General features: G+C 40.9%; 32 protein-coding genes. 30 read left to right on the top strand and 2 right to left on the bottom strand.

Features of this window, described 5'->3' with window-relative positions:
• Nucleotide 1: 1 nt before the first annotated feature.
• From ABWP91_RS12865 to ABWP91_RS12805, 13 genes are all read left to right on the top strand, one after another.
• The gene (locus tag ABWP91_RS12865) at nt 2–814 is read left to right on the top strand and encodes a helix-turn-helix domain-containing protein (RefSeq protein WP_349479860.1); all 813 of its coding nucleotides are present in this window, start codon (nt 2–4) and stop codon (nt 812–814) included.
• A complete protein-coding gene (locus ABWP91_RS12860; RefSeq protein ID WP_349479859.1) occupies nt 807–1,397 on the top strand; it encodes an ATP-binding protein in 591 nt (196 codons plus the stop codon). Before ABWP91_RS12865 ends, ABWP91_RS12860 begins: the two co-directional genes overlap by 8 nt.
• Nucleotides 1,394–2,764 carry a replicative DNA helicase gene (locus tag ABWP91_RS12855; protein WP_349479858.1) on the top strand — a complete coding sequence of 457 codons (1,371 nt, stop codon included), beginning with the start codon at nt 1,394–1,396 and terminating at the stop codon, nt 2,762–2,764. Before ABWP91_RS12860 ends, ABWP91_RS12855 begins: the two co-directional genes overlap by 4 nt.
• A 195-nt stretch (nt 2,765–2,959) precedes the next feature.
• Complete coding sequence (locus tag ABWP91_RS12850) at nt 2,960–3,190, top strand: hypothetical protein (RefSeq protein WP_273803556.1); 231 nt, start codon at nt 2,960–2,962, stop codon at nt 3,188–3,190.
• Nucleotides 3,187–3,483 carry a hypothetical protein gene (locus ABWP91_RS12845; RefSeq protein WP_196718777.1) on the top strand — a complete coding sequence of 99 codons (297 nt, stop codon included), beginning with the start codon at nt 3,187–3,189 and terminating at the stop codon, nt 3,481–3,483. The genes ABWP91_RS12850 and ABWP91_RS12845 overlap by 4 nt, the downstream gene beginning before the upstream one ends.
• Entirely contained in the window at nt 3,476–3,931 is a 456-nt protein-coding gene (locus ABWP91_RS12840; protein ID WP_349479857.1) for a hypothetical protein, read from the top strand. The genes ABWP91_RS12845 and ABWP91_RS12840 overlap by 8 nt, the downstream gene beginning before the upstream one ends.
• Before the next feature lie 9 nt (nt 3,932–3,940).
• Nucleotides 3,941–4,822, top strand: coding sequence for a DNA cytosine methyltransferase (locus ABWP91_RS12835; RefSeq protein ID WP_349479856.1), 882 nt, complete (start codon nt 3,941–3,943; stop codon nt 4,820–4,822).
• Nucleotides 4,823–4,905: 83 nt separating this feature from the next.
• A complete protein-coding gene (locus ABWP91_RS12830; RefSeq protein WP_349479855.1) occupies nt 4,906–5,244 on the top strand; it encodes a hypothetical protein in 339 nt (112 codons plus the stop codon).
• Nucleotides 5,245–5,374: 130 nt separating this feature from the next.
• Nucleotides 5,375–5,992: a hypothetical protein gene (locus tag ABWP91_RS12825; protein WP_353243584.1), complete on the top strand. Its 618-nt coding sequence runs from the start codon at nt 5,375–5,377 to the stop codon at nt 5,990–5,992.
• The gene (locus tag ABWP91_RS12820) at nt 5,979–7,082 is read left to right on the top strand and encodes a helix-turn-helix domain-containing protein (protein WP_349479853.1); all 1,104 of its coding nucleotides are present in this window, start codon (nt 5,979–5,981) and stop codon (nt 7,080–7,082) included. Before ABWP91_RS12825 ends, ABWP91_RS12820 begins: the two co-directional genes overlap by 14 nt.
• Before the next feature lie 70 nt (nt 7,083–7,152).
• Entirely contained in the window at nt 7,153–7,746 is a 594-nt protein-coding gene (locus ABWP91_RS12815; protein ID WP_349479852.1) for a DUF1367 family protein, read from the top strand.
• 11 nt (nt 7,747–7,757) lie between these two features.
• Complete coding sequence (locus tag ABWP91_RS12810; RefSeq protein ID WP_196718783.1) at nt 7,758–8,072, top strand: Ref family recombination enhancement nuclease; 315 nt, start codon at nt 7,758–7,760, stop codon at nt 8,070–8,072.
• Nucleotides 8,060–8,590, top strand: a complete 531-nt coding sequence (locus ABWP91_RS12805; protein ID WP_349479851.1) for an antiterminator Q family protein — start codon at nt 8,060–8,062, stop codon at nt 8,588–8,590. The genes ABWP91_RS12810 and ABWP91_RS12805 overlap by 13 nt, the downstream gene beginning before the upstream one ends.
• A 1,089-nt stretch (nt 8,591–9,679) precedes the next feature.
• On the opposite strand, the gene ABWP91_RS12800 is transcribed toward ABWP91_RS12805, so the two are convergent.
• Nucleotides 9,680–10,015, bottom strand: coding sequence for a hypothetical protein (locus ABWP91_RS12800; protein WP_349479850.1), 336 nt, complete (start codon nt 10,013–10,015; stop codon nt 9,680–9,682).
• Between the two features lie 373 nt (nt 10,016–10,388).
• On the opposite strand from ABWP91_RS12800, the gene ABWP91_RS12795 reads away from it, so the two are divergent.
• Complete coding sequence (locus ABWP91_RS12795; protein ID WP_349479849.1) at nt 10,389–10,616, top strand: hypothetical protein; 228 nt, start codon at nt 10,389–10,391, stop codon at nt 10,614–10,616.
• Nucleotides 10,617–10,723: 107 nt separating this feature from the next.
• On the top strand, nt 10,724–10,993 hold the full coding sequence (locus tag ABWP91_RS12790) for a hypothetical protein (protein ID WP_349479848.1): 270 nt from the start codon (nt 10,724–10,726) through the stop codon (nt 10,991–10,993).
• Between the two features lie 24 nt (nt 10,994–11,017).
• Here the strand turns inward: ABWP91_RS12790 and ABWP91_RS12785 are convergent, their stop codons facing one another.
• Nucleotides 11,018–11,233: a hypothetical protein gene (locus ABWP91_RS12785; protein ID WP_217008387.1), complete on the bottom strand. Its 216-nt coding sequence runs from the start codon at nt 11,231–11,233 to the stop codon at nt 11,018–11,020.
• Nucleotides 11,234–11,445: 212 nt separating this feature from the next.
• Here ABWP91_RS12785 and ABWP91_RS12780 point away from each other — a divergent pair, with 212 nt between their 5' ends.
• The 15 genes from ABWP91_RS12780 to ABWP91_RS12715 all read left to right on the top strand — a co-directional run bounded on the left by ABWP91_RS12780 (nt 11,446) and on the right by ABWP91_RS12715 (nt 20,953).
• Nucleotides 11,446–11,655, top strand: coding sequence for a hypothetical protein (locus ABWP91_RS12780; RefSeq protein ID WP_210814728.1), 210 nt, complete (start codon nt 11,446–11,448; stop codon nt 11,653–11,655).
• A gap of 71 nt (nt 11,656–11,726) precedes the next feature.
• Entirely contained in the window at nt 11,727–11,975 is a 249-nt protein-coding gene (locus tag ABWP91_RS12775) for a hypothetical protein (RefSeq protein WP_349479847.1), read from the top strand.
• Between the two features lie 22 nt (nt 11,976–11,997).
• On the top strand, nt 11,998–12,411 hold the full coding sequence (locus ABWP91_RS12770) for a putative holin (protein ID WP_110592017.1): 414 nt from the start codon (nt 11,998–12,000) through the stop codon (nt 12,409–12,411).
• Entirely contained in the window at nt 12,411–12,779 is a 369-nt protein-coding gene (locus ABWP91_RS12765) for a hypothetical protein (protein WP_349479846.1), read from the top strand. The genes ABWP91_RS12770 and ABWP91_RS12765 overlap by 1 nt, the downstream gene beginning before the upstream one ends.
• On the top strand, nt 12,776–13,258 hold the full coding sequence (locus ABWP91_RS12760; protein WP_273803539.1) for a TIGR02594 family protein: 483 nt from the start codon (nt 12,776–12,778) through the stop codon (nt 13,256–13,258). Before ABWP91_RS12765 ends, ABWP91_RS12760 begins: the two co-directional genes overlap by 4 nt.
• 1 nt (nt 13,259) lies before the next feature.
• Complete coding sequence (locus tag ABWP91_RS12755) at nt 13,260–13,637, top strand: hypothetical protein (RefSeq protein WP_273827885.1); 378 nt, start codon at nt 13,260–13,262, stop codon at nt 13,635–13,637.
• Nucleotides 13,522–13,779: an Rz1-like lysis system protein LysC gene (gene lysC / locus ABWP91_RS19830; RefSeq protein WP_425031277.1), complete on the top strand. Its 258-nt coding sequence runs from the start codon at nt 13,522–13,524 to the stop codon at nt 13,777–13,779. Before ABWP91_RS12755 ends, lysC begins: the two co-directional genes overlap by 116 nt.
• Nucleotides 13,780–14,436: 657 nt before the next feature.
• The gene (locus ABWP91_RS12750; protein WP_273839260.1) at nt 14,437–14,619 is read left to right on the top strand and encodes a hypothetical protein; all 183 of its coding nucleotides are present in this window, start codon (nt 14,437–14,439) and stop codon (nt 14,617–14,619) included.
• Nucleotides 14,620–14,856: 237 nt separating this feature from the next.
• Nucleotides 14,857–15,444, top strand: a complete 588-nt coding sequence (locus ABWP91_RS12745; protein WP_353243583.1) for a hypothetical protein — start codon at nt 14,857–14,859, stop codon at nt 15,442–15,444.
• A gap of 126 nt (nt 15,445–15,570) precedes the next feature.
• On the top strand, nt 15,571–16,200 hold the full coding sequence (locus tag ABWP91_RS12740) for a putative metallopeptidase (RefSeq protein WP_353243582.1): 630 nt from the start codon (nt 15,571–15,573) through the stop codon (nt 16,198–16,200).
• Nucleotides 16,201–16,230: 30 nt separating this feature from the next.
• A complete protein-coding gene (locus ABWP91_RS12735; protein ID WP_110592012.1) occupies nt 16,231–16,719 on the top strand; it encodes a DUF2280 domain-containing protein in 489 nt (162 codons plus the stop codon).
• Entirely contained in the window at nt 16,716–18,290 is a 1,575-nt protein-coding gene (locus ABWP91_RS12730; protein WP_353243581.1) for a terminase large subunit domain-containing protein, read from the top strand. The genes ABWP91_RS12735 and ABWP91_RS12730 overlap by 4 nt, the downstream gene beginning before the upstream one ends.
• Nucleotides 18,290–19,660, top strand: a complete 1,371-nt coding sequence (locus tag ABWP91_RS12725) for a DUF4055 domain-containing protein (protein ID WP_353243580.1) — start codon at nt 18,290–18,292, stop codon at nt 19,658–19,660. The genes ABWP91_RS12730 and ABWP91_RS12725 overlap by 1 nt, the downstream gene beginning before the upstream one ends.
• Nucleotides 19,657–20,778: a structural protein gene (locus ABWP91_RS12720; RefSeq protein WP_349479840.1), complete on the top strand. Its 1,122-nt coding sequence runs from the start codon at nt 19,657–19,659 to the stop codon at nt 20,776–20,778. The genes ABWP91_RS12725 and ABWP91_RS12720 overlap by 4 nt, the downstream gene beginning before the upstream one ends.
• The gene (locus ABWP91_RS12715) at nt 20,771–20,953 is read left to right on the top strand and encodes a hypothetical protein (RefSeq protein ID WP_349479839.1); all 183 of its coding nucleotides are present in this window, start codon (nt 20,771–20,773) and stop codon (nt 20,951–20,953) included. Before ABWP91_RS12720 ends, ABWP91_RS12715 begins: the two co-directional genes overlap by 8 nt.
• Nucleotides 20,954–20,987 lie beyond the last annotated feature (34 nt).

Below are 20,987 nucleotides of genomic sequence, written 5' to 3'. Positions count from 1 at the left end.
AATGAGTATGACATTAATGGCTAAAGCCATGTCAATTAAAGTGGGCAATCCCCTACGTAAGCTGGTGTTAATAAAACTGGCAGACAATTCAAATGATAAGGGGGAGTGCTGGCCTTCTTATCAACATATCGCTGAACACTGCGAGTGTAGTAAAAGTGCGGTTCGTACACACATTGAAGCATTAATCGATATGGGGCTATTGGTAAAAGAAAATAGATTAGGTATTAACAATGGGAAAGGAAATACCTCTAATATTTACTATTTAGATTTATCTAACCCTATGTCGCCAAAAAGCATAGCCCCTATGCCACCAAAAAGCATAGCTATATCAAATGGTGATAGCCCTGTGCCGTCAAAAAGCATAGCTATGCCGCCAGATGGCAGACCCCCTATGCCGTCAGATGACACCAGAACCAGTCACTCTTTTGAACCAGTCAATGAACCTATCATTGAACCTAGTAAATCCCCCCTTACCCCAAAAGTGGAGAAGGGAGAGAAAAAAGTAAAATTCGATCCATTGCCAGCTAAACCAGAAAATGTGAGCGAGGAAGTTTGGCAAGACTGGATTAATTTCCGAAAAGAAATCAGGAAACCGCTGACAGAAACCACCTGTAAACAACTGGCTAAAAAACTGGCGGGCTGTAGCGATGCTGATGCAGTGTTGTGTAATTCAATCGCTAACGGTTGGCAGGGGATATTTCCTGAACGTATTGGAACATTACAAAAAAAATCCAATTCGCATGTTGGATTTGCGGATAAACAATACGGCACTCAAGATACACCTCACTGGCTAACAGGGGGTAAAAATGCCTGAAAAAAATTTATTAACTAGCGTGAATATCCCCCCGCGTTTTGCTAATGAAACCTTTGAAACATTCAAAGCGACTACGCAGCCGGCTAAACATAATCTCACAGTCTGTCAGCAGTATGTGAATACGTGGGAAGACCGAAAGAATGCGGGTGAGGGGCTTATATTTTGTGGAATACCGGGAACAGGGAAAACACACCTTGCAGTGTCAATCGCTCGTGAGATCGCTGAAGATTTACAAGAATCAGTATTTATCACAACCGCAGCACGCATCATCCGGGCATTTCGTAGAACGTGGTCAGGAAATTCAGAATTTAGTGAACTAGATGTACTAGCGAAATATTGTGATCCTGATTTGTTGATTATCGATGAAATTGGTGTGCAGTACGGCACTGACTCGGAGCGCAATATTTTATTTGAAGTGATTAATGATCGTTACGAGTATTTATTACCCACTATTTTAGTTAGTAATTTACCGTTGAATGAACTGGAGGAAATGCTAGGTGAGCGTGTCGTAGACCGATTATTACAGGGTGGCACGGTGTTAACGTTCAACTGGTCAACCTACCGCAGAGGTAATCATTCATGATGGATGAACGTGATTTAGAAGGCGCGGTAATCAGTGGTTTTCTTGCTGGCGGCGCTTCTCAAGATGCTTATGAGGTATTGGCCACATTACCTGAAGAGGCATTTAGTTCAGGTTATTACCAACGTGTTTACAAAGAGATTAAAAAACAAGCGTTAAGTAGTTCGCTGATAGATCCTTTTTTTATTGCTGATGCATTAGGTGACAAAGGCGATTTAGCCAACCTGCTAGAGCTGGCCAACTCACCTATTTGGAAAGCAAATTTAAAAGGGTATGCAGAGAAAGTTCATAGTTACTTTCGTGTGCGTCAAGTGTTACAGCTCATGAGTAAGTATCAATCCGCTATTACGGGGGCGGGTAATCATGAGCAAGCAGAGGAGCTTATAAGCCAGTTTGCAAATCAAGTGGGGCAACTTACCGCAGGTAGCCAAAACCTGTTACCCGTTCATCTAAATACGCTCATTGAGGGATATGTCGAAGTCCTCGAGCGCAGAAATTTAGGTGAAGATATCAGCGGTATGATCAAAACAGGCATAGAGGCCTTAGATGATAAAATCGGGGGTTTTAACCCAACTGATTTGGTATTTATCGGCGGTAGACCAGGGATGGGTAAAACTGAATTAGCGCTAACCATGATAGAGGGAATGACTCGTGATGGCGGCGGGGCATTGTTGTTTTCCATGGAAATGGCTAATCAGCAAATTGCTGAGCGTATGATCGCTGGCTCATCTCAATTATCAGTATCAACGTTGAGAAAAGCGCAATTACATGATGAAGATTGGGCGCGGTTAAGTTCTGGTCTAGCACATTTAATGGATCGGGATATTCACATCATTGATGCGAACAATTTAACGGTTGAGCAAATATGCGCAATTAGCGAAAACCATAAACGGCAATACCCAAATTTGAAAGGGGTTTTTGTTGATTACTTAGGTTTAATTAAAAAGCCAAAAGCAGAGCGTAACGACCTCGCTATAGCAGCAATTTCAGCGGGGCTAAAAGGGTTAGCTAAACGACTACACACACCAACAATCGCATTAAGCCAGCTCTCACGTGATGTTGATAAACGACCATTAAATCAACGTCGACCAGTAGCAGCTGATTTACGAGACTCAGGAAGTCTAGAACAAGACGCAGATTATATTTTATTTACTTATCGTGATGTTGTTTATAACCCCAATAGCCCTGCTAAAAATTATGCAGAAGTTATTGTAGATAAAAACCGTCACGGTGAAACAGGTACTATTTACCAAGAATTTAAGAAAGGCCACTACATGCCAACCGACCAAATTACAGCGGCTGAAGTGTCCAGAATGCAACAACAATCGCAAAGCACTAAATCAAAGCGCTATGCGGAAAACGCATTTTAAAAGACCAAAAGAGGCAGACCAAATGACAATTAAAGACCCAATCACCGGCGAGTCACTCGTCCGGAGCAATCACCCCATATTGCCTGATGATGGTTTAGACCATTCTCCGTGCCACATTGAACGCTTTAATTCTGCAGCAAGGGCAAGAACAAAAGCACCATATCAACCAGAGCCGAAACCCCAAAAGAGGTAGTTATGTCAGGTAAATATTTACCTGATGGGCTTCCTCATAACCGTGCTTTATGGCCAGAGGAATATCGCGAGCTGGAGCAACTTGATTTATTCGCTAGCAGGCTAATTCGGCAACTGAAAAATCGAAAAATAAACAGAGAGCGAGTGCTGGTGGAAATTGAGAAAGCACATGAGGTACATCGGGAATTTTTTAGAGATAGGTTAAATCATTGGCGTGAGGTGATGAAAATATGAATAGTAAACCAACCAAATTATTACAACATTTTAAATATGATAAATGCGTAAAAATGTGCGAAGAAGGCTGGCGGGTAGTTCGTGAGCAGGAAGAGGCCACAATATGCAAGGTTCACACACTAACAGGGAAAAAACGTAGTTCAATACAAAAGAAAAATCGTTATTTTTTAGAAAATAGTGAAGGTAAACAAGTTTATATATCAAAGCAGACTGCAGAGTCATTGTGCTTTTTACAGCGCACAACCTTATCAAAAGTTCCTATGGCCAACACAGGGGGAAGCATCGATGAATAACGCCAGCATTACTCATGAAAGCTTTGATTTTAAAAATATGAATTGTTCACTCCATGGACTGAATGAGCATTGCGAATCATCCGATAGCCTTATCGCTGTTATTGATGGCGATGCTCAACAAGTGGTCATGATTGAATGCCACCCTGTAGAAACTAACGAGGTAAGCATGAAAAATAGAATTCCACCAATGACTAACCCTTTAGGTAAACATTGGGCACAACCTAATCATGAAAACATTTTAATTGATGATACTCACGTAATAATGAGTAGAAAAGATTTTAATTCACTTGCCGAGTATTCAAATTCAATACCATCCGGTGTTTATGCTGGGAAGATGTGGAAAGCAATAGTTCAAGATGGGCGCGCGTTTTTGCGCTGGTTTGGTTTGGTCGAAGGGCGTGATGATTTATGTAGCAACAATCAGCGTGAAATTATCATCATTGATTAGGAGGCTGGGATGAGCATTACAGTAAATTCTTACTTTAGTGGCGCTGGCCTAATGGATATAGGCCTTTTGCAAGCAGGACTGAATATAGGGCAAGCTTTTGAACTGGATAAATCTGCATGTAAAACATACCGCCATAATTTAGGTGGGCATGTTAAAGAATGTGATATAGCACAAGAGTTGGTTTTGGAACAAGATTCATGTGATGGAATGATATTCACATACCCATGCACTAGGTACAGCACCATTGGTGATATTCATGGGGTTCGTACCGGTGATGAGTTATTTCTACATGCATTACGACATTTGGCAATTGCAAGGCCTGAATTCTATGTGGTTGAGAACGTTCCGGGGATGCGTGCTTTTCCTGTTGTAATGGAAGCTATGCAGAAAATGCCTGATTACTACGTTAATGTATTTTGCCCGATCAAATCTGAAACTTGGTTACCACAAAAGCGTAATAGATTAATTATTATTGGTACCAAAAAACATTTTTCACCTCAACAGCCTGTCAATCATAAGCCAATTAAATTAGTGGATATTTTAGAAATTGAGCCAGATACAAGTATCCCTAAATCAGTTTATTCAAGAATGAACGGTAAATATAGGGACTTACCAATAGTTAGTAATCCCGACAATGGGGATCTGGCCCCAACTTGTGTCGCTCATTATGCGAAAGATAAAAGTACCCGACTAGTAGCAGATAAAAATTTTCCAATGGGAGTTCGTCCATACACTGTACGTGAATACGCAAGGCTCCAAGGCGTTCCTGATTGGTTTGAGTTTCCAGTTAGCCAAACAGATGCATATAGACAAATTGGTAACGGTGTTTCCGTTCCTGTTGGGATATGGATCGGCTATGAAATAAAGCGGTATATGAGCAAGTTAATTTAGAGAGGCAAGACCAATGCTAAAAACATATGTAATTTTCATCTTGATCTGGTGTGTCGTTGTTACTGTAATAGGAGTTTCATTCAATGGCTAAATCACCAACGGAACGCAAAGCTGAGCAAAGTAAGAGACAAAAGGAATCTGGTGTTACTAAAATAGAGTTATTTCTTGATGAGCAAGAGTTAGAAATGCTTCAAAGAAATTGCGCATTACGTAGACCAGGAAGAGAGCCTTATGATATCGCTGAATATATCTCAATGTTGATTAGAATTGATGACCGTTCAGTTATATCGTTAATTACAGAACTAAATAAAAGGTGCTGTAAAAAGTGCAATGAACAACTACCGGTGGCTGAGTGTTGCCTCAATGGTGGTTCTGAATGTTGGAATACGCAAGGTTGGCATGAACTGAAGCTAACACTTTAAGTACACTAAAAACACTTAGTTGACGAATTTCAATATATCCGAAGTTTTTTGGTTGACAAAAATTGAAATATGCGAAAATATAGCATTGCATTTCACAATAAAGGGCTAAAGAATGGAAGATAGAAATCTAATGCCGTGTTGGGATATCCAACCGTATTTAGAACAAAAACCAGTTATGGACTTACTAAAATCTATTGCTGGCGTACTTATGGAAGTTCCTAAACATGAGCATGTATTAGATTGCCGCTGGACTACTGGGGTACGTGAGTATGGCTGGGTAAGAAAGCATATTAAAATAACAGCGAAAGAAGGCACCATACCTGAATTGAAAATGGTGTCTGAAAGACTTGATTTTGTTTTTTCGATTAATATGGTTCCTATCCAGTTCTCTAAAGACTGTATTCTTGCACCAAAGAAGAAACGTCGATTAGTGAGAAACAAAGCTGAATCAAAACAATTAACGTTATTTGGCGGCAATGATTTAGAAGCGGAGCATGATTTAATATGGCGAATACTTGCTGAGCCATATTTTATTGAGGAGACTGATGAGTTTCCTCAATGGGATGTGGCTTTAGTCGGCATTAACCAATATGGTTCTAGCGTAAGTGAAATTAGATATCATGAAGCTGTTTCTGTTCCGTTGATGGATAGTTCTGATGCGAGACCTGATGCTGCTGATATTGATGATGCTCCGTTGAAACGCCGTAACGCACCAGATGAAACTGTGAAGAAAGATGGAACTGTTTGATTTTAAATCAGGCTATAGAGGGGATAAATTGAGACTTGCCAGGATGGCGAGGGGGTTGTCGTGTGAAGAATTAGCGACGGCTTTAGGTAAAAGTAAACAATATATTAGTAAACTAGAAAAAGGCTTTAAGCCATCAGAAGAACTTGCCGATGAAATTGCTCGGTATTTGAATATACAACCTGATTTTCTATTTACTGAACGAAGTTATCCAATAGAGGATGAACAGTGCCATTTTAGAAGTAAAAAATCTAGAACTAAAACTTTAACTAACAGCATATTAGCAAGGGCTGAAATTTTAAGTTCTTTGATTTCTTCTCTAGAAGATGAAATTGAGTATCCTGAATTAAATATCCCTGATATTTCAGATCGTCCAATGAATACCTTGGATGACATTGAAAGAATAGCTGAGAATTGCCGCCGTTATTGGGGGATAGGGCTAGGGCCAATAACATCGATGGTAAAATTCGTTGAAAACTTAGGTATTATCATTACCCATGTGACTGATGTTGATGATAGAGTTGATGCTTTTACTGTAAATAGTAAAAGACCCATAATAATTCGTAATGATGCTAAAAGTTCAGTATGTAGATTTAGATCTGATATAGGGCATGAATTAGGTCATATAGTTTTGCATGAAGGGATTATTACTGGGGATAATTTAACTGAAAGTCAGGCTAATCAGTTTTCTAGCGCCTTTATGGTTCCTAGAGTATCTTTCATGAAAGAATTCCCTCGAATGAGGGGGCGCTACTTGGATTGGAGTGCTTTAGGTGATTTTAAATTACGCTGGAGAGTAAGTTTGAGAATGATAATTTACAGAGCTTCAGCGTTAGGTTTAATTACGAAAGATCAGGCTAGACAAGGGTATATGTATCTTAATACAAAAGGTTACACTGCTGTTGAGCCCGGAGATAATTTAATTCCAGTAGAAGAGCCAACTTTACTGACTAGAAGTATTGAAATGTTAGATGATTTATCATGGAATAACATTCTAGTTAAGACAGGAATTACAAGAGAATTAGTACGCGAATTATTTGGTGTCAATAAACCAATCAGCGATAAAGCTTCTTTCATTTATTCTGTTGGTTAATTCATATATAATCCTATCATTGGTCTGAACACCCAATCTTAACACTTGCTGTGTCTACTGAGAGAAACGTATGGCACAGCATAGCTTTATCAAAATGTCTAACGACACTCTTGTACCGGCTAACCCCGCTGCGAGAGATTTTTTACATTCAAAAATCAAGTGTGGTGATGTGCTTTCGGCTGATTTCAAGAAAGCTCGCAACCCACGTTTCCACCGTAAATACTTCGCTTTACTCAATCTAGGGTATGAATACTGGGAACCAACCGGCGGTACTATTTCGCCTGAAGAAAAAGAATTGGTTCGTGGTTACGTTAAATTCCTCGCTTACTACACCGATAACGACGATGCCCTCCAATCTGCTGCAGATGTTTACCTCAATGAGATAGCACAGAAACGCGCTCACAATATTTCAGCGACCAAATCCTTTGATGCTTTCCGTTACTGGGTCGTTGAGCAATCTGGCCATTATGAAACCTTTGAAATGCCAGACGGTAGTCTACGCCGTGTCGCTAAATCAATCAGCTTTGCCAAAATGGATGACCTAGCCTTTGGCGAACTCTATAAATCAACCCTTGATGTGCTTTGGAATTTCATTCTATTCCGCAATTTTACCACGCAACAAGCCGCTGAAAATGCAGCTGGCCAGTTATTAGATTTTACCTAGAGGCAAGACCAATGACCAAAAAATCAAAGACCAAAGAAGATAAACAGTGGCTATCAGATGTAGCAGAACTTGGCTGTATTTGCTGCCGAAATATGGGGTATGGAGCAAGCCCTGCAGAAATCCATCATGTAAGAACGGGGCAGGGAATGGCGCAGCGAGCTAGCCATAAAGATGTTTTGCCTCTATGTCCACCTCATCACCGGCCTAGTTACGATACTGGATTTCATGCAGCGCCAAAAACATGGCAAGAAATTCATGGTACCGAGATTGAACTACTCGAGCAAACCAAAAGAGAAGTAATGGAGCTGCGCGCATGTCGAGTATAAAAAACATTTCTGATGGATTGGTATTAGACAAAGATCGTGAGATATGGCTCCAAAATTGGCTATCTCTATTTGGCGCTTGGGTTTATAGCGGACGACTTAAAAAGAGACAAGGGAGTATGATTGCTCAGTTTATGGCTACAGTAGAGCGTAGAAGTTATCCAGATAGGCCGATGTGTAGTGATGACGACGGGTTATTGATAAATAGCGTTTTTAGCATCATTTACCATCTTGATATAGACGCTTTCAAAATGCTGATTAGTCGTTATGTTTACTGTGTATCAGATCGGGCTATAGCTAAGTGTAGGCATGATAACTATGAGCTTAGAGTTATGGCTCGTCGAAACGGGTTACCAAGAGAAAGAAAGCCTTCAATGTCTACTTGTCGACGAGAGGTAGAGGAAATATTAAAGGCATCTGAATATTTATTGTACCAACCGTTGGTGGATGCATTTAAAAATAGAGAAAAAGAGGCAATATTAAAGCGAAATAGCAAAAACGTGTTGACTTCTTTGAACTAATGAGCCACTATTTTAAGGTAAGTTGCCATTTTAGTAACTTCACCAACTAACCCAGCCAATGTGCTGGGTTTTTTGCTTTCTAAACCAAGTAAAGCTTGCTGTCACCTTTGTTCAGAGTTACATGTGTAGTTATACTCAGATATCATCAAGTTCTCTCGCGAAAGCTAATAAAGCGTTACAATTATTAATTGCAAGTTAGATACCCGTAGCATACCCTATGTGAGCTATGGATATCAGGGATGATTAACAGGTCTCTATAGCGGAACCCGTCAGTAATGGCGGGTTTTTTCTTTCTCAATGAGTAATATTTTACAATTCGAAAAATACGACTACTTTTATATAGTAAGTGATTAATTAATTGCTGATTATAAAGGGATTGTATTTATGGGGATCGTTAATGCATTACAGGTAGCAGTAGCTGCACTGGTATTATTTCTTCTATTTGTCGCTATTCCACATTGGGTAAAGTAATTAGTAGCTGAAGAGTTGAGCTTGCACAATTTCAATGGTGAACTATATTTAATTTGCGAACTACATCAGTTGTAAGACCATCAACCCTAGTCAAACCCGTCAGCAATGGCGGGTTTTTATCAAAAGAATAAAAAGAAACGTGACCACTTAAACGTCAATGAATTCCATTGTATTATCTAAGGGAAAATATAACAAAAAGGAATGATGGTATGGACTATTACCTAGATACCTTAATAGATGAATATGGTTATCATCGAGTACACAGGAGCCATTGTGAGTACCTACCTGATGGGGTACAGATACTATTTCTAGGTAAGTTTGATAGTGGTTTATCGGCGACTTATGTTGCGAAGATATACTTTTTTCCAAAGATTAAAGAGTGTCCATACTGCTTCAAAGTGTAATTTAATAATCAAATGAGAGTAAGAAAAAAAAGCCACCCGCAGAAGGTGGCATAAATACACTGGGAAAATTAACCAATAAATAGAGTTAGCAATGCTGGAAATATTGTTACAACGTTAGTTGTTATATCACCAATTTAACTTAAGGTAAATGGGTGAAAAATATTCAGCACATATAACAGCTGTAATAAACTAAATATAATTATCTATCATATGTTTAATTGGTTGTTTGTTGATTTACTTGACCGTAGATTTCATCTTGCATGCATTTTGCGTGAGCTGGCCCTCTCTCTGTGCCGCATACTTTTAGTGCTTCATTGTGTTTATCACACAAGGCTACATTGGTAGTATTAGAACAGTCTAATAATCTAGGACCTCTTGCTGCTGATCCTTGATTGATGTTTCGCATATTCTGCATATTAGCTCTGTTTTGATTAAATGGGCGTTCACTAGCCGTATCTTGCCAGCGAGGATTATTTGAGTTTTTCCATGACCCTGGTTGTGCAATCGCAATGATAGGGACTAATAGAAGTAGAGGGAATAACGCTTTCATAATCTGACTCCTTATATTTCTAATTAACAGGTAGGTGCTAGATTGCTTTTTTAGTTTACTTAAAAACCTTTTAAAAAGTATGGAGATATAATGAGATATATTTGAAGATTTTATGATGATAATTTATGTATGGGGTGCTTAGTATTACTTTGGCGTGTTTCTCATAATGAAAAGATAACTTCACGTGGTAGGCCCGCTGCTTTTGAAATCCACTCGTAAAGCTGGGAGTTACCTTTTCATTGTGGATAACGCGAGTGCTGAGTACCTACCCATATATTCTTTCAATTATTTACCTGCGTTAGATCTATTCATTGATACAAAGTTGTCTATTTGCTAGGTTGAAATAACAGGGAAAAGAATAAGGTATGGCGTTATGGATTATTATTTAACGAGAAGTGATCGTGATGGAATAGTCGTATTGCATAAAAAAGCATGCCCGCAACTTATTCAACACAGTAATGCTGCTTATGTTGGTTATTATTTTGGTGAATATGGCGCAATACAGAAAGTTAAGAGTATGACCACGAGCACTGTTGTTAGTTGCCCTGAATGCATGAGTGATATGCAAGCTGAGAATAGCGTTTTTGAAAAAAAACGATAAATACTAGTTACTATCATTTTAAGTATAGGAAGTAATTCAACAACAAACTATTCCAAGGGCTACGCATCTACGCATTGCGTGGCCTTTTCTATTTAAGAGAGGTAGTTATGAGTCGAAATATCAAGAAAGCACGAATTACCCGCATTTCTAAGGTAAAGGCAGACCGTAGTTTAGAAGAACAAGTAACAGCATTAGAAAAACAGCTCACTGACATGCAAGCGGCAATGAGCTGTGATTTGTCGGTAGCTAATACGAGCATGTTACAAGTTCAGGCAGCTATAGAAGCTAGTGAACAGGCTTTTAGAGAAACACTCAATAAGCTTCAGTCTAGATTTGATTCATCAATGGAAGTAGGGGTAACAAGAAAGAGCCAATAGCATGGCTCTTTGCTGGTGGAGCAACTATTGATCTATCATTTTTAAGTTCTTAACCATTTCCGCCATAACGGGTGACTCCACCAGCGCAAGTTCACTAACAATCTCTTGCCTGGTTTCATATGGTAACTTAGCTATAACGGATAAAAGAACTTGCTTTAGCGCGATAAATTCCATAACTGTGGGGACAGGAATTGATTTATCCATTACAAAGCCGAAGTTACGCATTTTTTTATCTAGCATATTAAAGTCTCACGCCGAAGTTAATCAGCCATCCCTTCGGTAAGTCACATAGGGCTGAACCTCTAACTTAACCTAAATATCAACTGAATTCATTAACCCACACTAGCTTCTGTAGCTGGTGGCTTGAAATATGGAAAATGTGAATTTAGCTTAAGTATTATTTTCCTATTCTATGTATTATCTCCTTGCGTACGCAACAAAAGGAGATATGCATGCATCACTATTACATTCACACAACTACCGATAATCACGGCGATTATGAAGTACATAAAGATGGCTGCGACCATATGCCTGGGGTATTGAATAGGCAGTATTTAGGGCTGTTCGCTAATTGCTCTCAGGCGGTTGAGCAGGCTAAGACCAATGGTTACAGAACAGCTGATGGTTGTTACTGGTGTTGCCCAACTTGCCATACTTCATAAGTGTAATGTGTGAATTAACTAAAGGTCACTTCGGTGGCCTTTTTTGTTGTCTAAAAATAAGGAACATAACTATGTACGCACTTAAATTAATGACAGAACGTAATGGCCGTAAAGTTGAAGAGTTACATTATTTGGGAAAAATGTATCGACTGGAGTTTTATCCAGTAGTCGATAATCCCGATATAGCTGCTCGATTGGAATACACAACAAAAGACGGTGTTCCTGCATTTGACATCAAACGAACAGACCATGCTTACATTACGACGGTAACGGGTGATACGGTTCGGGTTATCTGCAGAGGTAAAACACCTTCTCATTAACTGTTAAGAGAATAAATCATTTATGAGCACATCAATAGGGATAACCCTCGGTGCTGCTGGCGGTGGCGCGATGGGCGGTTTCCTTATTGGTGCCGACTATGGTGTTGTGCTAGGGGCAGTTATTGGCGCTTCAGTTTCCGTCATTGCATCTAAAGATAATAACCGACGAAAGATACTTCATTTTATTTTAGCTCTAGGTGTGGGGATTCTCATTGCTAAAGAAGCTTCTGATGTTATCTCACAGATATGGAGCTGGGATATTAGCCCTAGAATAATGGCAGTTATTATTTCGGCATTGTTAATCCCCGTTCTGGTGCTTGCTGCAAACAAAGACAACCTTAGAAAGTTGTTTAGTCGTATTGCCGCATCAATAGACCGAAACTTCAGCAGTATCGTACAGGCCATTAAAGATTGGCGAAATAAAGGGGGTAACTGATGGACGCCTTCTTAACAGTTTTTACCACCGTGACGCGCTGGATAGATATCAACCCTCTAGGTTCCGCTGATATTTTATTTAAATCAGCCTCGGCAATCACCGTGTTTTTGTGTCGTTATGCTAAGCGCCGAGATTCGATTGTCGGTACGGCCTTATTTATTTGCTGGGTTTATCAAATATACCAAACGGTGGCGGGAGACCGAATAGCAGCATCATCCGATGTATTATTCAGCGGTATTTTGTTTGTCGTCATATTCTCCGCGGGTGGCAACATCATGTCGGTTGTTGTCATCAGTAAACTAATGTCCCGAATCAAATCAATCTGGCTGCTAATTAAGCGGCCTTTTACTTTTATGGTGAAGAAATGACTGAACCTAAATGGCTAACTGAAGCCAGAAAAGAAATTGGTGTATCTGAGCATACCGCTGAAGGGTCGAAAGCAGTCGATCAAATGTGGATTGATAGTAAGCTGCGTGGATTAGTTGGTACTGCGCGCAAAGTTCCTTGGTGTGCTGGCTTCGTCAACGCCATGTTAGAGCGCGCTGGTATTCGCTCAACTCGCTCTGACTCATCTCGTTCATACCTGAATTACGGTGTGAAATTATCCGAGCCTAAATATGGGTGCGTTGTAACTTTCTCTCGTGATGGTGGTGGTCATGTCGGTTTCGTTGTTGGCAAGACAGAATCAGGCGCATTACTGGTATTGGGCGGTAATCAATCCGACGCTGTTAACATCAAAGCGTTTAAGACGGATCGTGTAACTGGTTACTGCTATCCAGAAGGCGGGGAAATCGATACCCGACCGCTGCCAATTGGTGATGCTGCGCTGTCAGTGAAAGAGTCGTGATATGGGTTCACTAACTAAAGCATTAATGGCCGCTTGTGCCATTTTATTATTTTGGCTTTGGTGGGTTGCTGATGACTATGACAAATTAAGTGATAAGTTTGATAAAAAAGCAAATGAACTCGCTGCCAATCAATTCATATTGTCCACCGTTTTAGAACTCTCGGTAACGTTTAATGAAATCTCACAAAATAACCTCAGGGAACGTGACGCGGCAGCAGTGGCTTCTGAAACGGTTAAAACTATCATCAAAACCGTTATTGTGGATGATAAGTGTGCTGCTATTGATGCTCCTCGTGATGCTACTATCGAGTTGCACAACCACGCGAATAGAATACGTTCAAACGCCATCAGTGCCCATCCCAGCCCATCTGCTCAATGACTGCTTGCCTGAGTACATCCCTGAGACATTTCCTTGGGGTGACTCTCTATTGATAAATGAGTCGCTACTAACAGTTATCGAGCAATGTAATTTAGACAAAAAGGCCATTCGAGAGATTGAAGCGGAAAGGGTAAAAAAATAGCCCATGCCTGGTGGGGGATGAGCTAACAGTATGCACAGCGAGGTTTATTGTTATATATCTCTTCTTTTACAGAATAGTACATTAATTGATAAATAAGTGTAATAAATTTTAACTAAGTATGTCAGCCTCGCAATCGCGGGGCTTTTTTATACCTACAGGAGAAACATCATGGCAACACAAGGTTGCGATAAACCAGCTCAATTCCGTGAAGAGTTGGATAAAAGCATTCCGAAAGAATAAAAAAAGCCCCTTTGCGAGGCGGGGCTGAAGTAATCTATTAATTGAACCAATTTTTTTGTTTATGAATATCCCTAATAGGGAGCGCAGATAGTATCAGTATATGTTAAATAATCTAGGTTTAAACTGTTACAAAATACGGAAAAGAATATTGAAAAAAGTGTATGCAAATAAAAAAAGCCTACACAGCTGTAGGCTAAAGTGTTGCTTTACGATGAATATCAGTGTTAAGCCTAGCAGGTTATTTCAAATGCGCAATTATATTGGTGATTATCAAATGACATAAAAAAGCCCCTCTATAGAAGGGCATATCTAATGGAAATGTAGCTTTATCATTATTGTTGTAGGACCAGTCATCCTTAACCAGCGGCAAGATATTATCATTACTTATTACTTAATCCAAATCGGAGTATCAATCAAATGGGTAAAATTGTACTAACACCTGAACAAATTAAGTCTCTTTATGAGTTTGCACAAGAAGAAGGGCAACCGTCTTACACTATTGAAGTGGGCAAAGTCTTTGATGGTGATGATGTTGTTTATGAAGGGCTGTTGGCTTATTCAGGCTCAACCGAACACGGTGTTCTGCAGCTAGAGAACTAAAGATAAAAAAATAGCCCATCAAGGATGAGCAAACAACACAGTGATTTCACTATATCCTTGTCACGGGATAGTAAACAATGAGTTAGCATAAATCTTATTGTTATTCCCAATGACTCTGGGTGTACTGCATGAGGTCAATGACAGTACGTGTTTATTCAAACAATAGCCATCTTATATTTGTAAAGGTTCACAGCCATCAGCTAATCACTGGTGGCTTTTTCATTTATGGAGACAGTCATGTCAGATAAAAAAGAAATAGCCACCCTATCTATAAAGATATCAGTCGATAGCACTGACTTAGATAAGCTGGAAGCACAATTAAAACGTATTGAAGGCCTAATGGTGAGCACTGGGCTGAAGCAGCCTGCTCAGCAAGGCTTCACAGTGGATTTTGGTATATTCAACCCTAAAGGGTGTTTAGAACCTGTGTTTACAGTTTCTTCTAGCAGAGTGTTCATTAATGATGTGTTTATTGAGAATGGCACTATAGAGAAAAAGGTACTGCAGCCCGCGGAAGAACAAACTAAAAAGGGCGCAGAGCAAGCGCGGTTTGAAATAACCACAGGCGTTAATGATAACCGTGAGCAACAATCTGCTGTTGCTATTCTTGAATCCTCCGCTGAAATTAGCAGAACAAGTGAAGTTATTTCTCGTGAGCAGTCAGAATTCGAAAAGTTTAAACAACAGGTTGAGTCTGAGTTTAGTCAATTACACTCTTCAATTACAGCCATTCAGCATACACAAGCTAACTCTGAGATAGCGAGTGCGAATGCTATTGAGCAAGTTCGCGCTGAGGTTCAACGTAAAGAACAACTTGATTTATAAAATTCTACAAACGTCATTCACTGAGTGGCGTTGATAGAGTTTTATATAGGTTCTCATGGTTTAGCTTCACAACGGGTCCCGAAAATATATTGATCTGTCCAGTTAAATATTCTGATTGAGGAAGTTATGAGTGATGAAGCATTTGCTAGGCCATATCCACCTCATGAGTTTATCGAATCATTTTCTCCGCACATAAAAATAACGCCTGCTCCTGAGGTTAATGAGTGGGTACAGCAACACCTACTCAATGATGACGGTGATATTCATAATCCTGATCATATGCACTTAATTGATGCAGATATTTGTTTTATGTGGGCCTCAAACTCATTTAGTAAGAAAGGTCGGTATGTGTTAGGTCAATGTGAAGAAGTCATGATGCGTGCTGGTGGATGGCAGAAAGCCAGAATGGAACAACAAATGTATGAATGGTTTGGTCGCATACCTAAGTTTGTTATCACATTAGCTGCTGATTACTGCGCTCAATGTTCGGATGCCGAGTTTTGTGCATTGATTGAACATGAGCTTTACCATATAGCACAAGACATGGATGAATTTGGCGCACCCAAGTTCACACAGGACGGTATGCCTAAGCTGAAATTAAGAGGGCATGATGTAGAAGAATTTGTCGGCGTTGTTCGTCGATATGGCGCTAGTGAAGAGGTTCAAGCAATCATTGATGCCGCAAGCGAAAAGCCAGAAGTGGCTAGGTTGAATATATCCAGAGCGTGCGGAACCTGTTTAATGAAACTGGCTTAAATTTTTGACTAGTTTTGACAGGTATTGATTATGGCAGCGTTAAAATCAGAGGTTAAAATTTATATTATTCAATCCCTTGCCTGCTATGACACCCCCTCTCAAGTGGTTGAGTCCGTCAAAAATGAATTTGGGTTAAAAGTGAGCCGCCAGCAAGTTGAATCTCATGACCCAACAAAGTCAAGTGGGCGTAAATTAGCGAAAAAGTGGGTAGAGCTTTTTAATGAAACCCGCGAACGATTCCAAACCGAAATAACAGACATCCCCATAGCGAATAAAGCCTACCGTTTGAGAATGTTAGACCGAATGGCGGTTAAAGCTGAGAGCATGCGTAATTTTGCGTTAACTGCACAATTAGCTGAGCAAGCTGCAAAAGAGTGTGGGGATGTTTATACCAACAGACACAAGGTAGAGCAGAAAGTTGAGACGACGCACAACATTATGCCTGTTCCTGCTTGTGACAGCGTGGATGATTGGGAGAAAGTCGCACAACAGCAACAGGGCGGGGTATTAGGTGAATGAATTACAACGTAGTTTGGAAGCCTTTGCCTGGTTCGCAGTCGTTATCCTTAAGTTGCCCATGCAATGAAATACTATATGAAGGCACGCGAGGTCCTGGTAAAACAGCGGCACAACTTGCCCGTTTTAGGCGTAATGTGGGTATTGGCTATGGCTCATTTTGGCGCGGTATCATATTTGATACGGAGTACAAAAACCTTGCCGACATCATCACGCAATCAAAGCGTATGTATCGGTTGTTTAAAGATGGCGCTCGCTTTCTTGCTTCAGCATCAGAATTGCGTTGGGTATGGCCAACTGGTGAAGAGCTACTATTTCGTTTTGGTAAAGAAGCGGATGATTATTGGGATTACCATGGGCAAGAGTTTCCCTTTATTGGTTTTAACGAGTTAACCAAGCAAAAATCAGCCGATTTCTATGAAGCGATGTTCTCTTGTCGACGTTCATCATTTAGGCCAAAAGATTACCCCCTTGAAAATGGCACATTACTAAAGCCTATTCCGCTTGAGGTTTTCAGTACGACCAACCCGTTTGGTATTGGTCATACGTGGGTGAAAAAGCGCTTTATCGAACCAAAGCCACGAGGAACGGTTATTCGGGAAACACAGAAAGTGTTTAACCCACAAACTGAGCGTGATGAAGAAATCACATTAACTCGCGTTGCTATCCACGGTTCATTTAAAGAAAACCCGTACTTAGATCCCCAATACATCGCTACGCTCATGAGCATTAAAGATCCAAACCGTAAAAAGGCGTGGGTGGAAGGTTCTTGGGATGTGACAAGCGGGGGTCGCTTTGACCATCTTTGGAATGCAACACACCATGTGATTAAGCCATTTCAGATCCCCGACAGTTGGATTGTTGACCGCTCCCATGACTGGGGGGAGTCAAAGCCATTTTCTAACTTATGGTGGGCGCAATCGGATGGTACCGAAGCCACCTTACCCGATGGCCGTAAGTTTTGCCCACCAGCAGGGACGTTAATTTTGATTGGTGAGTGGTATGGGTGCCCGCCTGATGAGCTCAACAAGGGGCTGAATATGTCATCAACCAATGTTGCTAAAGGGATTAAGTGGATTGATGAGCGCTTAGCTGGCTTAGATAGCGTTATCCCTAGCGAAATAGTTCAAGACGGTATTACACAGGGGCAAATGAATATTATGCCCAATATCTGTAAAAAGGTGATTAAAGGTCCTGCAGATAATTCTATCTATACTCCTAACGATGACGAGGACTCCATTGCACAAAAAATGGAGGCTCAAGGTGTCGAATGGATGAAAGCGAATAAAAACCCTGGTTCCCGTATTAACGGAGCATCACTTTTTGCCGATATGCTCGAGGCGGTGATTGAAGGTAAGAAAACAGAGTCAGGCATACCAGAAAAAGCGGCATTTTATGTCTTTGACTATTGCCGAGGCTGGATCAGTCGAGTTCCTGTTTTAGTTCGAGACTCTAAAAACCCTGATGATGTAGATACCGAGCAAGAAGATCATGACTGGGATAGTACACGCTATCGTGTTCTCCATAAACCGATTCGCCCAGCCTTTGGCATTAATTTAGGAACAACCTTCTAATGAGTACAAACAACGTTGATTTTACTCGCCCTGAATACAAAGCGGCTGCGCCTCAATGGAAGTTAGTCCGTGATGTATGTCGAGGTGGCGAGGATATAAACACTTATTTGCCAGAACTTGTCGAGCAGGATGATGCCCGTAAAAAGAAACGTAACAAAGACTATCAAGACAGGGCCGTGTTTTACCCCATAACGGGCAATACTCGAAACGGTATGATAGGCATGGCGTTTAAAAAAGACCCCTTAGTTGCCGTTATCGAAAAGCTGTCGTGTTTAAAAGACGATGCTGACGGGGCAGGTTCAAGTATCTATCAATTGGCTCAGTCTTCACTTGAGTCAGTATTAGAAGTCGGTCGGCATGGTCTGTACGTTGATTACAACAGCGATTCGAAACTCCCGTACATATTTCAATATCGTGCTGAAGACATTATTAACTGGCGTACCGCGCGCATCAATGGGCGCACGATGTTAACGCTGGTGGTATTGCGTGAAATGGTAGAAGAAGAGGACGGATTTGGCTTTAAGGATGCGATTCAATACCGTGTATTAGCCATTGAAGACGGTCATTTCATTTGCCGTGTTTATCGCAAGGCAGCAGGGCAAAGCGTATTTCAAATCGATTCTGAGTACATGCCTGAGCGTGCAGGCAATGGCGCATGGGATGAAATCCCGTTTACGTTTATTGGGGCGCAGAATAATGACCACACGATAGACGAGGCTCCCTTATTGGGGCTGGCAAAGATTAACCTAGGGCATTATCGAAATTCGGCTGATTATGAGGACTCTGTTTTCTTTTGTGGCCAAGTTCAGCCATACCTTGGTGGGTTAGATACCACGTGGCGAGATCATTTAGAGAAAACTGGGGTTATTGTGGGCTCTCGTTCACCTGTTATGCTGCCTAAAGACGGCTTTTTTGGGTACGCTCAAGCACAACCTAACATGCTAGCCAAAGAGGCGATGGACAGTAAGCGTGATTACATGGTTGCGTTGGGCGCTCAATTGGTTTCTGCGGATAGTAAGGTCAAAACGGTTATTCAATCTGTCGGTGAACAGAATGCCCAAACTTCCATTTTGAGTATTTGCTGTTCAAACGTTTCTGATGCATTTAGTAAAGCGCTAATGTGGTGTGCTGAATATTTAGGTTTAGATACGACGGACATTTCGTTTGAGATTAACAAAGACCTTGTTAACCACATCGCAGACAGTGCGATGATCCGCGAAATAGTTTCAGCATGGCAATCGGGGGCGACACGTAAATCTGATTTAGTCCGTAGTTTGCAAAAATACGATGTTATCGATCCTGCAGATGATATTGAAGTGGTGGTGGATGAACTGAATACTCAGCAGCCCACGATGGTAGGTGAAACGTGATATCCGTGAATACGCAGTTAATGGATGAGTTAATTGCTCATTCACTCTTTTCAGGTCGATATTCCACCAGCGTCGCTAAACGTATGGTCAAGGTATTGAATGAGTTCGATGCTGAGCTCACGGCAACATTAATTACTGTACTGGATGATGCTGACATTGATATCAATAGCTTTACGGTTAGGCGGTTGGAGTCATTATTGTCCAGCGTCGAACGGATTAATGGTCAAGCAATAGAGCGGGCATTTGCGTTTTTATCGGATGAAATGAAGGCGTATGCTTTTCATGAAGTCAGTTTTTATCCTTCCTTGTTCAATGCACTGTTGCCTGATGCGATATTACGCCATTATCCCTTTATGGGGATCAGCGAGGAAATGTTATACGCCTCAGCGATGTCTCGACCTTTCCAAGGGAAGTTATTGTCTGAGTGGGCATCAGGGCTAGAAAAAGACCGTATGACCCGCATCAGCAATACCGTGCGTAATGGTTATCTCAATGGGGATAGCGCCGTTCAAATCGGGCGAAAAATTCGTGGTCATGTGAAGCAGAATTATAAAGACGGCGCATTACAGATGAGTCGTGCAAATGTCACCACGCTAGCCAAAACGGCTATTAACCATGTGCAAGTCACTGCACGTGAACATTTAGTGGACGCCAATAAAGACATCATTGATTGCAAACAGTGGCTCTCAACGCTGGATAACAAAACCTCTCATGATTGTATTGTGCGTGACAGGCTGAAATATACTTTAAACGGTCATCCGATTGGCCATAAGGTTCCCTATAAACGCGGCCCCGGCAAAATCCATTGGGGATGCCGTTCAACGGAAACACTCATTCTTAAATCGTGGCGTGATTTAGGCATTGATGCGGATGAAATGGACGATGGGACTCGTGCGTCAATGGATGGGCAAGTTCCCGCAAAAACGACGTATTTAGAGTGGATCCAAAGGCAACCCGAATGGCGACAGCGCCAAGTGTTTGGTGAAGTGCGGTTTAGGTTGATGAAAGAGGGGGGCATGGCTCCTTCTGAGTTTTATACCGATAAAGGCGAGTTTATTCTGTTATCTGAATTAAAAGCGCTGGATGAACGCGCATTTAAAGAGGCGGGTTATGACTAATGCAAAAGCACTGAAAATTGAAGCTGAAAGGCGTATAAGTGAGGCAATAGGTAGGGAATTAAGAGAACTGTATAAATCAACAGGCCTTCAATTTAGTGATATTGATATCCATCAACCAAAGTTGCTAGGCAATGAAATGGCGGTGGATCCCGTTGTTTTACTCAAGCTGATTTAAAACTGCGTAGCATAAAAACAAAAGGTCACTTCGG

Source organism: Providencia sp. (assembly GCF_040396775.1).
Lineage (GTDB): Bacteria > Pseudomonadota > Gammaproteobacteria > Enterobacterales > Enterobacteriaceae > Providencia.
This window is presented reverse-complemented; position numbering and strand designations above follow the sequence as displayed.